Below are 12,871 nucleotides of genomic sequence, written 5' to 3'. Positions count from 1 at the left end.
TGATCTGGTAATATCTGGCCTTTTTCCGCACTAATTTTTATATATTTATAAAAAAGGGATATCTTTTTTTTTCAAAACAATATAGGTCTTATAATATTTCTATGGGGAAATGTATAGCAATTTGAGGCCGGGAAAACAAATCAATACATATGACAGATTTTTTTGAACATTTAATTCATGAGTTTGCCTTGCCTTTAGAAAATCCGGTGCTGGTATTTTCTTTGATTCTTTTGATCATCCTGCTTTCTCCAATCCTTTTGAAGAGATTGAATATTCCGGGCATTATAGGGCTTATCCTGTCAGGTGTGATTATAGGTCCCCATGGGTTAAATATATTGGAACAAAATGCTGCCATAGACCTGTTTTCTACCATTGGTCTGCTCTATATCATGTTTATAGCAGGTCTGGAATTAGATCTGAATGAGTTTAAGGCTAATAAAAACAAAAGTTTATTGTTCGGTTTCTTCACCTTTATCCTACCATTGGCCATAGGATTCCCGGTATGCCACTACTTTTTGGGCTATGATTTCAATGCCAGCTTTCTTACTGCCAGTATGTTTGCTACACATACGCTGGTATCCTATCCTATAGTCAGTAAATTGGGTGTGTCCAAAAACCAGGCTGTTGCCATCACCGTAGGAGGTACTATATTGACAGATACTGCTGTCCTTATCATATTGGCGGTGATCATGGGCAAAAGTGAAGGTAAGCTAAACCAGGAGTTCTGGATCACTTTAGGGGTATCCTTGGCTATATTTTCTGCTATTATGTTTCTGGTGATCCCTAAGATTGCCAAGTGGTTCTTTAGGGTGCTGGAAAGTGAAAAGCACTCTCATTATATCTTTGTGCTGGCGGTAGTGTTTTTTGCAGCATTTCTTGCCGAGGTAGCAGGAGTAGAGCCTATCATCGGAGCGTTTGTCGCAGGATTAGCTATGAATAAACTGATTCCACATTCATCAGCATTGATGAATAGAATTGAGTTTATCGGAAACTCACTGTTCATACCCTTTTTCTTGATCAGTGTGGGTATGCTGGTAGATGTGAGTGTCATTTTGAGCGGGCCACAGGCATTGATAGTAGCTGGTACACTTTCTGTGGTCGCTCTTTTTGGTAAATGGCTGGCTGCACTTTTTACCCAGTTGGTATTTCGGTATTCCAATGCCCAGCGGCAGCTTATATTTGGTTTGAGCAGTGCGCATGCAGCAGCTACATTGGCTGTGATTTTGGTAGGTTTCAGGGCTGAGATATTGGATGAAAATATTTTAAATGGCACGATCATCCTAATCCTACTCACCTGCATTATTGCATCTTTTGCCACAGAAAAAGCAGCTAAGATCATTTTGATAGAATCGGAAAACGATCATACTGATTTAAAGAGGGCCAGTGGTTTTAACAATGAACATATTTTAATGCCATTTGCCAATATAGAAAATGTAGAGAAGCTGCTCGAATTTTCCATTTTTATCAAAGATAAAAAATCTCCCAATCCCATAGCTATCCTTTCAGTAGTTTCAAACAATGACGAGGCAGAGGTAAATATCTTAAAAGCAAGAAACAAACTGGAGCAGTTTGTAAAACAAGCCTCAGCATCAGAAGTCAGTGTAAATGTAATAGCTACAATAGATCATAATGTGGCAAGTGGGATATCCCGTATAGCCAGAGAGATTATGGCAGACATGATTGTATTGGGATGGCCGCGAAGGAAAGGTTTGATCAGCATGTTGATCGGAGAAAAAGTGGATAGTGTGTTAAGCAATACCTCTAAGACTACTTTTATCTGTCATCTGGAAAAGCCCCTCGTTTTACACAAAAGAATTCTGATAGCGGTACCTCCTTTTGCAGAAAGAGAAAACGGATATGAGCAATGGTTCTTTAAAATGACTAATTTGGCCCAGGAACTTAGCGTTCCTATCAAGATTTTCTGTAATGATGAATCGGAAGGTGCCATTCAGAAATTCATCATAAATTCAAAAATTTCTACCAACCTATCATTTTCACCTTTTGAAGCCTGGGATAATTTTCTACTATTGGCAGACGATATAGAAAAGGATGATTTGTTTGTATTGATATCAGCTAGAAAAGGCTCAGCTTCTTATTTCAATGCTTTGGAATATTTGCCTATGAAGCTGGAAAAGCATTTCTCATCAAACAGCAGGCTGGTCATATATCCTCAGCAATTTAATCAGGGTTATGGGAATGAGCTCTATGGTGATATTGCAGGTGAATCGATCAATAAGAGGGGGGATACTTTTAGAGGCGGCGGTAGGCAGCAATATTGATTGCCCACTTATGCCTTTATTTTAAATATATATTCTAATATGATATATTGCTGATTATGACTTACGATTTATTACGGGGCCATTTGTTGTCTATCGGGGGAGCTTATTCTCCTGTAAATACTTCTTTTACCTTATAGGTTTTTTTGTCCTGTGATTCAAAATATGTTCTGACTATGATCTCCGCTACTATGCCTGTAGTGACCAGCTGAATGCCGGCCATCAGAAATATAAAACCTAACAGCAGTAGAGGTCTTCCCCATATGTCCGCGCCTAATAGTTTGTCTATGAGTAAGTATATATTTATGACTACTCCGGCTGCAAAAGAGAAGAGTCCCAAGGTGCCGAATATGTGGATAGGCCTTTGGAAATATTTTTGAAAGAACAGCATTAGGATTAGGTCAGCCATTACTTTAAAAGTACGGCTGAGGCCATATTTAGAGTCTCCGTGTATTCGGGGATGGTGTTTTACATCTATCTCAGTCATTGTAGCCCCTTCCTGTTTTGCTAATACGGGGATAAACCGATGCAGTTCTCCATAAAGACCCAGATTTTGAGCTATTTGGGCTTTATAGACCCGCAAACTGCATCCATAATCATTTAGGTACACTTTGGTAGTATGGCGGATGACATAATTGGCTATTTTACTGGGGAGCTTTCTGAGTACAAAACCATCCTTTCTGTTAGCTCTTCTGCCTGCTACTACATCCCAATTTTCTGTGATGGCCAGATTCAGCATCATGGGGATATCTGAAGGGTCATTCTGCAGATCTCCATCCATCGTGGCTATATACATGCCTACAGCATGGTGGATGCCTGCTGCTAAAGCAGTTGTTTGACCATAATTTTTATTGAATATGACCAGTTTGGTTTTACTGTTTGCCAGTCTCTTAATTTCACGCACTGTATTATCTGTAGACCCATCATCTACCAGTACCAGTTCATAGTCAAGTTGGCTTAAAGCCTCATGTACTTCTTTTAGAAGAGGTTCAACATTTTTTTCTTCGTTGAACATGGTGACGACTACTGAAATCTGAGGGGTGTGCATAACATAAAATTTCGCCAAAAATAGCTTATTTTATCTGGGGCAGCAAATGCTATAGAAGAAACTGGGATTTCACTGAAACTTAAGAAGTGACTTTTACTATATAATGGGTGTTCAATACGGAAGGTCTAGTATCTGGATGAATAAAATTGAATTTTAATCTGGACACATGATAGGCGTCTTTGGATAAGATAACTTGTGAGGAAATATTTTCAATATCCTCCAGCTTCTGTTTTCCATCAGCATTGACATATAAGAATATGGTGCCATGTTCTCCCAGGCGTTCATAAACATTGTCCAAGTTTAAAATAGGGTGTAGGTATGATGAACTGAAATCAAATGAAAAGCTCTGCATTTCAAAAAAGAATATACGCTCATGCGGAAGGTTCATCATTTCTGCTTCCTTAGCCAAAGATGATCCTCCCTGATACGTAAGAATTTTAGGATAAAAGTTAACCTGCATGATCACATTGGTCATAGCGCCTATTAAGGCTGTGGTGAGGACGAGTTTCTTCCATGAATCTGGGGTGTATATCACTACATAACATAATCCCGCCATGAGAATCCCTATGAATATGAAGCCCCAGGTCGGCATAGGGAAAAAATAGAAGTTCAGGATTAATACTAAAATCAAAACTAACGAGATCAGAATGAGATGGACGGTGGAGAGGGTTTTTCCTATCCTGAAATTTACCGCTGCAGCAGCAGTCAGGATGGACATAAATGGGAAAAGGGTATTGAGATAATGCGGAAGTTTAAAACCCGCAAATGAATAGATGGCCAAAAGAAATACTATAGTGCCCAAAGTCATCCATTCGATATGGCTCAGTTTATTAACCTTTGACCTGATGCCCTTATATATCGCCATATAAAATAAGATGGGCCACGGAAGGAAAGCCCAGAGGATGGTATGGATAAAAAAGAAATAATCTTTTTTATTATCCTCTCCCCATATTTCACCATCAAATCTTTCGAAATTTTGATCCCAAAGTATAAAACTTATACCGGAAATATTAGTTCTTCCCCTGATGATCAGTTCAGGATGCAGATCATACTGCATATAATAAGCATATAATACAGGACTACTCATGAGGAAGAATGCCGGAAGTATTAAATAAAGTTTTATATCGAGCAAAGGTTTCCAATCTTTCTTTTCTATGAGGTAAAATAGAAAAGCAAAAGTAGGTACTGCGGGCCCTATCATCCCTTTGGTCATAAAGCCCAAAGCAAGACCCAAAGCGACGGCCAGCATATTGAGCCATGTGCGCTCATGGTAGAATTCATAAAATCTCCATGCTGTAAAGATCATACACGCGGCTAGAATGGCATCCATTCTCACGTCGCTGTTGGCAAGTACAAAAGCAAATGCTGAGGATAAAATTAAAACGGAAACATAACCAACCTGCCTATTATATAGTCTGAGGGCTAATCTAAAAGTGGAAAAAAGTCCGAGTATCGTAAATAACAGTGAGGGAAGCTTATAAGCAAAGGTATTTACACCAAAAACTTTAAATGATATCGCACTCAGCCAAAACAATAAATGTGGTTTGTCAAGATATGGCTGACCTTTGTCTATAAGACTGATATAATCTCCAGTGAGCACCATTCTCAAGGCTATATTGGCATGATGGGCAGCATCGGAATCCATAAGTGGCACAAATAAGCCAAAGATAAAGGAGGCTATTATACCTAAAACCGTGGAATACCACAGGAGGTCGGCAGCTGATCGGGGATTCTGCTTCAATGAAAAATTTGCCATACTAGAATTTTGGGCAAAAATAATGGATTAATTTTTTTAAAATAGTATCTAACAGGAAGTATCAAGATTTTATAGGGGGATATAAGACAAAAAAACCCTCTCGGATGAGAGGGTTTGTGAAGGTGGGTTTATTGTTTTATCAAAACAGATTTTTCCTTATACTTTTTTAGTTGCCTTCTAAGCTGCTCTATAGCTTCATCAGCTGCGGCTTCAAAAGATCCGTTTTGATTTTTCGAGAACATTTGCTTTCCGGGGACATTCATTTTAATTTCCACGATTTTATTATCGCTTCTGCTGTTTTTGTCAAGTCGCATAAAAACTTCCCCGTCGATAATTCGATCATAATAAGTATCCAGCTTATCTGCTTTTTTCTGGATGAAACCTAATAATTTCTGATCGGCGTCAAAATGGATGGAATGCATTTGTAATTTCATAATCATTACAGTTATAGTTAAACTTTTATTACGCTTTAGGATGTGCTTGGTCAAACACAGCCTTCAGTTTTTCCATGGAATTGTGGGTATAGACTTGGGTGGCCGCTAGATTAGTATGGCCGAGTAAGTCTTTTACAGCATTTAAGTCTGCCCCCTTGTTCAAAAGATGAGTAGCAAATGTATGCCGCAAGAGGTGCGGGCTGCGCTTAGTCGTCTGCGCAAAAAGGTCAAGATATTTTCTTACAATTCTATATATTTTCATAGGGTAAGCTTGCTCTCTATCTATTGTAACGATAAAGTAGTCACTAGATTCCATATTTGGAAATGTTTTTTCAAATTCTTTTTTATACGAAATAATATTTTTTATAAGATGGTTTGTAAGGGGGATAATACGTTCTTTTTTTCTTTTTCCCAATACTTTTACAGTTTGTGCAGAGATCGAGATGTTCTGCCATTTTAATGCCAATAATTCAGAAAGTCTTACACCTGTGAGGTACAAAAATTCCATAACCATCCTATCTCTCTGACCGTCAAAATCAGGATTATAGTGCAGTTCTTCCAATACCTGGTCCATAGTGATTTCTTGTACAAATTCAGGAAGTCGTTTTGGTTTTTTTAAGGCCTGAAGTTTATAAGTGGGATCTTTGATGATGGTGCCGTTTCTTAAGAGAAACTTATAATAAGACCTGAGTGTAGCTATTTTCCTGTTCACTGTGGTAGCGGCCATATTGCTGTCTACCTGGTCTACTATCCAAGCTCGGATCTCAGGGTGTCCGGCATAGGTGATGTCAGACATATCAAATGTAGTCTGCACAAATTCCTGAAACTGCTCCAGGTCTTTCTGGTAAGCGAGTAGGGTATGCGGGCTGGCCCGTTTGGTATTTTCTAGGTAAGCTATAAACGAAAAAAGCATATCGGAGATTAATTACTCCAATATGCTTAATTTATCTTAATAAAGAAAACGAAAATTTATTTCGTTTCTTCAGTTTGCATTCTTTGTTTGTAAGCCGCTTTAATGACTTCGGTTCTTCTTCTGATAGAAGGCTTCTCAAAGTACTGTCTAGCTCTTAGTTCCCTAATAGCACCAGTTCTGTCAAACTTTTTCTTGAATCTTTTTAGAGCTTTCTCGATTGATTCATTCTCTTTTACGTTAACTACGATCATATATATACACCTCCTTTCAGCTGGCAAAGGTAAAAAGATTATTTGTAATACCAAAGTTTGGAAGGGATTTGCATCCCAATGATGTTTAAAATATCAGATATCCAGAAAAATATCAGCCTTTAATCAAGGTTGACGTAACCACGATTTTACCACACTAAATATTCTCCGAATTCCAACTACTGTATGTTACCCAATCCTATGCACAAGAAATGACCGGAAATCCGGCTATTCAAGTATTATATCATCATCTGCATTCCAAGATCTAATATCCCTCCTGACCTACTTCAAGATTTGTCTCGAAATCACCATCTTCTGGATCTCGGAAGTTCCCTCACCGATCGTACATAATTTAGCATCACGATAAAACTTCTCTACTGGGTAATCTTTGGTAAATCCATATCCACCAAATATCTGAACTGCTTCATTGGCTACCGATACGGATACTTCTGAAGCATAAAGCTTAGCCATAGCGCTTTCTTTGGTAATATTTAATCCTTTGTTTTTCATGTCAGCGGCCTGGAAGATCAGGAGTTTTGATGCTTCTACCTGCGTAGCCATATCTGCCAGTTTGAATGATATTCCCTGGAAGCTGCTGATAGGTTTATTGAACTGCTCTCTTTCTTTTGAATATTGGATAGAGGCTTCGAGTGCCCCTTCTGCTATGCCCAGAGACAGTGCTGCGATAGAAATTCTTCCTCCGTCCAAGATTTTCATAGATTGGATAAAACCTTCACCTACATCCCCCAGTATCTGATTCTTATGGACCCTGCAGTCCTCAAATATGAGTTCGGCAGTTTCTGAAGATCGCATTCCGAGTTTGTCTTCTTTCCGGCCGCCTCTAAACCCTGGCGTTCCCCTTTCTATAATGAAGGCTGTCATGCCATGAGAATCTCCTACCTCACCAGTTCGGGCGATCACCACGGCTACGTCTCCGGATACGCCATGCGTGATGAAATTTTTAGCGCCGTTGAGGATAAAGTGGTCACCGTCCTCTATGGCTACAGTTCGCATATTACCGGCATCAGAGCCTGTATTTGGTTCTGTAAGCCCCCATGCTCCTAAGAATTCACAGGTGGCCAGCTTTGGCAGGTATTTCTTTTTCTGTTCCTCATTGCCGAACATCATGATATGTCCAGAGCAAAGAGAGTTATGTGCAGCCATAGACAGGCCCACCCCAGGATCCAGTTTAGTCAGTTCCACTATGGCGGTAACATACTCAAAATAGCCAAATCCGGAACCTCCGTATGCTGTAGGTATCAACACCCCCATAAGTCCCAGATCACCTAATTTTTTAAACAGCTGTACGGGAAATTCCTGAAGGTCGTCCCATCCTTTGCGAAAAGGGGTGATTTCTTTAGCGCCAAAATCCCGTATCATTTCGGCTATCAATTTTTGATTTTCATTGAGATCAAAACTCATCATAGTCATTTGTTTTATTTGGGTTTACCTTAAGATTTCCGAAGTTATAGAATTATCGGTACATTAATCTTGAAGAATTATATTTTAATTGTGTATCTGTCATTTGGCTCATCCGGTACAATAGTTTAGGTTTTAATATTATTATGGAAGAAACTTTATAATGTTATTCTAAAAATATGTTATTTGCTTAATTCCGGATGGGCATATTATAAATTTACAATCATTTGTCTGTCAAATTGTTTAAACATGCTGTGTAAATATTTATAGAAGAGAACAATCTGACAGGTAGGCCTCAACATAAAGAAATGGCTGAGTAGATTTAACCACTATATAATGTAGAAGGACGGGCGTATTGCTTTTTTTATAGTAGATTCACATTAATTTTGTAAAAACTTCTTAAACCTTCCATATGAAAACAAAAATTCTGATCACCGGTGGAGCGGGGTATATAGGGTCTCATACTGCAGTAGCACTATCTGATGCCGGTTTTGATCCCATAGTGATAGATAATTATTCCAACTCTGATAAAAGTGCGCTTCAGGGCATAAAAAATATCCTTAATGCAGATATCATCCATTATGAAGGCGATTGTAATGATGCTGCTCTGATGGATAAGATTTTTACTGAAAATGACATCGCTGGTGTGATCCATTTTGCTGCATATAAAGCAGTAGGAGAAAGTACTGCACAACCCCTGAAGTATTATCAGAATAATGTGGGATCTCTTATGGTACTGTTGGATGTAATGCAGAGACATCAAGTGAAAGATCTAGTATTCTCATCATCTTGCACTGTATATGGTCAGCCAGAGGTAAACCCGGTAGAGGAATCTACTCCTAGAAAAGCCGCTGAAAGTCCCTATGGCAATACAAAAAAAATATGTGAGGATATATTGGTGGACTATGTGAAATCAAATGCTACAGTGAGGGTGGTAGCTTTAAGATATTTCAATCCAATAGGGGCACATGCAACTTCAGAGATCGGGGAATTGCCTTTGGGTGTTCCAAATAACCTGGTACCTTTTGTGACCCAGACCGGAGTAGGACTCCGTGAGCAACTGACTGTCTATGGGGATGATTATAACACCTCTGACGGCACATGTGTCCGAGATTATATCCATGTAGTAGACCTGGCAGAAGCCCATGTCAAATCTATTCAATATTTAGAGGACAAGCCTGATACTTTCTATGATCTGTTTAATTTAGGCACAGGTAATGGCAATACGGTGTTGGAAGTAGTCAAAGCTTTTGAAAAAGTCAGCGGCAAAGCGCTTAATTATAAAATTGGGCCTAGAAGACCAGGTGATGTAGAGCAGGTTTGGGCCAATACCGATAAGGCTGAAAAGGTACTGGGTTGGAAATCACGCATGACATTAGAAGATGCCCTGAGGGATTCCTGGAACTGGCAGCTAAAATTAAGTAATCAGCAATAGGAACATATTAAATGCAAATCATGCCGAATAAGGATGTTTAGATAAGAATACGTTGTATTTCTATTCTGTTTGAATAAATAAACCACCCTATCCGTTTTTGATTTTTTGGTATAAGCAAAAAAAGATGAGCAATCAGCTCATCTTTTTTTAATTTTCTTGATATATTGTATATAAAACAGTTTCTCCTACTGCTTTCAGCGTTCGTTTGTCTATGATGTCCATACTGTCATCATGGGTATGGTGGAATCTCCCGAATCCATAATCAGGAGAAAAATCTATGATATCAATCATTGGGATTTTTGCTATTTCATTTACAAAAATATGGTCGTCTATAATTTCTCCGGCATTTCTCATCTGGAAAAAATCGCCATGACCTAGGTTATGGGCATTGTTCCATACTTTCTGTACGATATTTTTGGCATATTGCATAGAATAACCTTCTCTATAAAACCTGGCATTTTTTCCTCCTACCATATCCAGTAATATGCCATAATAGGCTGTATAACCTACCTCGTGAGGAGTTTTGGACCAATGTTGTGAACCCAGTGCCCACCATATCTGTGATTGGTTCCGGTTATTGGTATGTTCCGGTTCACCATAATCTTCCCCATCAAAAAGGATAAAATCTATCCCTACTGACGGCTGGTTGGCATCTGAAGTGATGACCCTAGCAATTTCCAGCAAAACTCCGACACCACTTGCTCCATCATTTGCACCGTCTATAGGTTCGTCTATTCTCTGTGTGTCCTTATCTGCCATAGGTCTTGTGTCCCAGTGTGCTGCCAGCAATATACGCTTGGAGGCCTGAGGGTTCCACGAAGCAATTATGTTGGTAAGGTTTAGATTTGTGCCATCATATGCCCTTGCTTCAAATTGCTGCTCCGTGACGGTAAGACCGTATTGCTCAAATCTAGCTACCAGCCAATCCTTAGTTTCCCTATGTGGGGCGGTATTGGGTACCCTAGGACCGAAATCAACTTGCCGCTGAATGAAGGAATAAGCCGAATCTGCTATAAATTCAGGGAAATCTATATCCGGTGGGGCGGTTTCTACTTCTGGCTCCACTCCTCTGCCGCATGAGACTATCCAGACGAGTAATGTTAAATAATACCATCTACTCTTCATATGCCCAGTCTATTTTATCTTTCATATCTTTGACTATTATTCCATTGTCTTTTAGTACGGCCCTGATTAGGTCCACCTGTACATAATCACGGGCAGTTTTTGCCTCTTTATATATGTTTAATAAAGCATGCAGTAGATTATATTGAATATCAGATTTTTCTTCTGTAAGACCAAGTATGTCTTCTACAAACGTAATGTAGGTAGAAATCATATTTCTAAAGGCATCTTTTCCAAATACTGAGGGCTGGAGCTGTCCGGTATAGCAGCTGTTTATTTTTTTGAGCAGGTTGAAGATATACCCTATTGCCTGGGCTGTATTGATATCATCGTCCATTGCTTTAAAGGCATTTTGGATGTTTTGCTCTATTTGCTGGGCCTGTGCAGTATCTATATTCTCGCCCCCACTATCTTTATACTGTAAAGACTTAGCTATACGCAGTCCATTGATGATTTTTCTATAACCTTTTTGGGCTGCTTTCAGAGCTTCATTCGAAAAATCCAAGGTAGACCTATAGTGTGCCGTAAGGATGAAATATCTGATCGTCATAGGGCTATAGGCCTGATCTAATAGCTGGTGCTCACCTTTAAATAGCTGCTGAAGGGTAATGAAGTTCCCTAGGGATTTGCCCATTTTCTGGCCATTGATGGTGATCATGTTATTATGCATCCAGTATTTGGCAGGATCCTCATGGTTACAGGCATTGCCCTGTGCGATCTCACATTCATGATGGGGAAACATGAGGTCCATCCCACCTCCATGGATGTCAAATTTTTTTCCGAGATATTTACCGCTCATCGCTGTGCACTCCAGGTGCCATCCCGGGAACCCCAATCCCCAGGGAGAGGACCATTTCATCAGGTGTTCAGGGCTTGCTTTTTTCCAAAGGGCAAAATCTATTGAATTTCTCTTTTCTTCCTGTCCATCCAGATCTCTGCTTCCGCTAATCAATTCTTCAACCACGCGTCCGGAAAGTTTGCCATATTTATGGTTCTCATTATATTTAAGCACATCAAAATAAACACTGCCATTCACTTCATAAGCATATCCTTCTTTGATAATATCTTCTACCAATTGAATCTGCTCGGGTATATGCCCCGTCGCTCTAGGTTCTATGTTTGGCTTGCGGGTATTGAGGGCATCCATATCCCGATGGTAGGAGTCTGTATAAAACTGTGCTACTTCCATTGGTTCCAGCTGTTCCAGTTTGGCTTTTTTGGATATTTTGTCTTCACCGTCATCCGCATCTGCTTCTAGATGTCCCACATCAGTGATGTTGCGCACATACCTAACCTTATATCCCAAATAGGTGAGATACCGGTTTACAGTATCAAAGGTGACTGCAGGTCTGGCATGTCCCAGATGAGCATCCCCATAGACAGTGGGACCACACACATACATGCCTACATGAGGTGGGCTAATGGGTTCAAACAGTTCTTTATTTCTTGATAGGGTATTGTATAATTTGAGTTCTTTCGAGAGCATCTTACAAATTTATTAAAACCAACGAATTTCTTATTAGAAATAATTGATGAAATATGAAATTAATGAATATCCAGAAAACTGACAGCCACAGAATAAAACTATATGTTTTATAGCACAAAAATGCCAAAAAATAAAGTAGTGTCTAATTTCTATAAGATTAATTTCTTTTTTATCGTAAAAAAAATTATTACATTTGTGCTTACTTAGCCGATTTTTAAGAGGGGACACGCAGTCCCCTCTTTCATTATGCTAAAATTGGAATATGGCTTTAAAGCAAACAGTAGAAGAAATAGTTGAGAAGCATTTGCCAGATGAGGAGCATTTCGTAGTGGATGTCGACATCAGGGAAAAGGGCGGAAAATATCAGTTGACTATATTGATAGATGCTGATAATGGTCTGAACATCAGTGCCTGTGCCCAGGTAAGTAGGGCAGTAGGCGAGGAATTGGAGGCTAAGGAGGTTTTTGAAGACCCCTATGTCCTGGAAGTTTCTTCCCCTGGCGTAGATTTTCCGCTGAGCAGCAAAAGGCAATACCAGAAGAACATTGGGAGAAACCTCAAAGTGATGTTGTTGGAAGGCCGCGAGCTGGAAGGCACATTGTCATCAGTGGATTCCACTGCGATCACAGTTTTGGTAAAGAAAAAAGAAAAAGGCAAGAAAGCTACAGAGGAAGAAACCAAAATAGCTTTGGAGCATATAAAAAAATCAATCGTATTAGTCTCTTTTAAATAAA

The 12,871-nt window shown here is 39.4% G+C and carries 11 protein-coding genes; 3 read left to right on the top strand and 8 right to left on the bottom strand.

Annotated elements, in window-relative coordinates; genetic code table 11:
* The first annotated feature begins 149 nt into the window (after positions 1-149).
* On the top strand, positions 150-2,279 hold the full coding sequence (locus EL17_RS16025; RefSeq protein ID WP_084166238.1) for a cation:proton antiporter: 2,130 nt from the start codon (positions 150-152) through the stop codon (positions 2,277-2,279).
* Positions 2,280-2,382: 103 nt separating this feature from the next.
* On the opposite strand, the gene EL17_RS16020 is transcribed toward EL17_RS16025, so the two are convergent.
* The 6 genes from EL17_RS16020 to EL17_RS15995 all read right to left on the bottom strand — a co-directional run bounded on the left by EL17_RS16020 (position 2,383) and on the right by EL17_RS15995 (position 8,097).
* A complete protein-coding gene (locus EL17_RS16020; protein WP_035076240.1) occupies positions 2,383-3,324 on the bottom strand; it encodes a glycosyltransferase family 2 protein in 942 nt (313 codons plus the stop codon).
* Positions 3,325-3,403: 79 nt separating this feature from the next.
* Positions 3,404-5,080 carry an ArnT family glycosyltransferase gene (locus tag EL17_RS16015; protein WP_035076237.1) on the bottom strand — a complete coding sequence of 559 codons (1,677 nt, stop codon included), beginning with the start codon at positions 5,078-5,080 and terminating at the stop codon, positions 3,404-3,406.
* A gap of 128 nt (positions 5,081-5,208) precedes the next feature.
* Positions 5,209-5,514 (bottom strand): ribosome hibernation-promoting factor, HPF/YfiA family, encoded by a 306-nt coding sequence (gene hpf / locus EL17_RS16010; protein WP_035076233.1) that lies wholly within the window; start codon positions 5,512-5,514, stop codon positions 5,209-5,211.
* Positions 5,515-5,542: 28 nt separating this feature from the next.
* Positions 5,543-6,427, bottom strand: coding sequence for a tyrosine-type recombinase/integrase (locus EL17_RS16005; protein WP_035076230.1), 885 nt, complete (start codon positions 6,425-6,427; stop codon positions 5,543-5,545).
* A gap of 56 nt (positions 6,428-6,483) precedes the next feature.
* On the bottom strand, positions 6,484-6,678 hold the full coding sequence (rpsU, locus tag EL17_RS16000; protein WP_035076227.1) for a 30S ribosomal protein S21: 195 nt from the start codon (positions 6,676-6,678) through the stop codon (positions 6,484-6,486).
* 279 nt (positions 6,679-6,957) lie between these two features.
* Entirely contained in the window at positions 6,958-8,097 is a 1,140-nt protein-coding gene (locus tag EL17_RS15995) for an acyl-CoA dehydrogenase family protein (protein ID WP_035076226.1), read from the bottom strand.
* A 409-nt stretch (positions 8,098-8,506) separates the two neighbouring features.
* On the opposite strand from EL17_RS15995, the gene galE reads away from it, so the two are divergent.
* Positions 8,507-9,529, top strand: coding sequence for a UDP-glucose 4-epimerase GalE (gene galE, locus EL17_RS15990; RefSeq protein WP_035076223.1), 1,023 nt, complete (start codon positions 8,507-8,509; stop codon positions 9,527-9,529).
* 147 nt (positions 9,530-9,676) lie between these two features.
* Here galE and EL17_RS15985 read toward each other — a convergent pair whose 3' ends face one another.
* The gene (locus EL17_RS15985) at positions 9,677-10,654 is read right to left on the bottom strand and encodes a M28 family peptidase (protein WP_035076221.1); all 978 of its coding nucleotides are present in this window, start codon (positions 10,652-10,654) and stop codon (positions 9,677-9,679) included.
* Entirely contained in the window at positions 10,644-12,137 is a 1,494-nt protein-coding gene (gene cysS, locus EL17_RS15980) for a cysteine--tRNA ligase (protein ID WP_035076217.1), read from the bottom strand. The genes EL17_RS15985 and cysS overlap by 11 nt, the downstream gene beginning before the upstream one ends.
* A 262-nt stretch (positions 12,138-12,399) precedes the next feature.
* On the opposite strand from cysS, the gene EL17_RS15975 reads away from it, so the two are divergent.
* Positions 12,400-12,870, top strand: coding sequence for a ribosome maturation factor RimP (locus EL17_RS15975; RefSeq protein WP_035076215.1), 471 nt, complete (start codon positions 12,400-12,402; stop codon positions 12,868-12,870).
* Position 12,871: the final 1 nt, after the last annotated feature.

The sequence above is a fragment of the Anditalea andensis genome, assembly GCF_000714815.1.
GTDB classification, from domain to species: Bacteria; Bacteroidota; Bacteroidia; order Cytophagales; family Cyclobacteriaceae; genus Anditalea; species Anditalea andensis.
This window is presented reverse-complemented; position numbering and strand designations above follow the sequence as displayed.

What these genes read in the sequence shown, in the direction of transcription:
- EL17_RS16025 (WP_084166238.1), top strand. Translation starts at nt 150, where the DNA reads ATGACAGATTTTTTTGAACATTTAATTCATGAGTTTGCCTTGCCTTTA.
- EL17_RS16020 (WP_035076240.1), bottom strand. Translation starts at nt 3,324, where the DNA reads ATGCACACCCCTCAGATTTCAGTAGTCGTCACCATGTTCAACGAAGAA.
- EL17_RS16015 (WP_035076237.1), bottom strand. Translation starts at nt 5,080, where the DNA reads ATGGCAAATTTTTCATTGAAGCAGAATCCCCGATCAGCTGCCGACCTC.
- hpf (WP_035076233.1), bottom strand. Translation starts at nt 5,514, where the DNA reads ATGAAATTACAAATGCATTCCATCCATTTTGACGCCGATCAGAAATTA.
- EL17_RS16005 (WP_035076230.1), bottom strand. Translation starts at nt 6,427, where the DNA reads ATGCTTTTTTCGTTTATAGCTTACCTAGAAAATACCAAACGGGCCAGC.
- rpsU (WP_035076227.1), bottom strand. Translation starts at nt 6,678, where the DNA reads ATGATCGTAGTTAACGTAAAAGAGAATGAATCAATCGAGAAAGCTCTA.
- EL17_RS15995 (WP_035076226.1), bottom strand. Translation starts at nt 8,097, where the DNA reads ATGAGTTTTGATCTCAATGAAAATCAAAAATTGATAGCCGAAATGATA.
- galE (WP_035076223.1), top strand. Translation starts at nt 8,507, where the DNA reads ATGAAAACAAAAATTCTGATCACCGGTGGAGCGGGGTATATAGGGTCT.
- EL17_RS15985 (WP_035076221.1), bottom strand. Translation starts at nt 10,654, where the DNA reads ATGAAGAGTAGATGGTATTATTTAACATTACTCGTCTGGATAGTCTCA.
- cysS (WP_035076217.1), bottom strand. Translation starts at nt 12,137, where the DNA reads ATGCTCTCGAAAGAACTCAAATTATACAATACCCTATCAAGAAATAAA.
- EL17_RS15975 (WP_035076215.1), top strand. Translation starts at nt 12,400, where the DNA reads ATGGCTTTAAAGCAAACAGTAGAAGAAATAGTTGAGAAGCATTTGCCA.